Genomic DNA, 336 nt, shown 5'->3' with positions numbered 1-336 from the left:
GTTTAGTTTCACTAAACCAACTGGCAGAGTCTGCTTACTTAAGATATTGAACCGCCGTATACGGAACCGTACGTACGGTGGTGTGAGAGGACGGTAAATAAATTAATTATTTACCCCCTACTCGATTACTTGGCCAACGCCAAGAGGTTCTTGCTGGCATTGATATCTCTGTCAAGGTATTCCCCGCAATTCGGGCAGTCCCACTCCCTGATATTGAGCGGCTTCTTGCCGTCTCGGTGTCCGCAACTCGAACAAACCTGACTAGACGGATAGAATCGGTCTGCTTTGATAAGTGTCCGTCCTTTTTGCTTGGATTTATATTCTAATTGGCGGACG

The 336-nt window shown here is 46.7% G+C and carries 1 protein-coding gene; it reads right to left on the bottom strand.

Features of this window, described 5'->3' with window-relative positions; translation table 11 throughout:
- Positions 1 to 125 precede the first annotated feature (125 nt).
- A partial coding sequence (locus tag ACYQ4S_RS12510; RefSeq protein ID WP_459771501.1) for a zinc ribbon domain-containing protein occupies positions 126 to 336 on the bottom strand: 211 nt, incomplete at its 5' end.

The organism is Alkalibacterium sp. s-m-28 (genome assembly GCF_054658175.1).
Note: the sequence above shows the minus strand (reverse complement) of the source record. Positions and strands in the feature narration are given on the sequence as shown.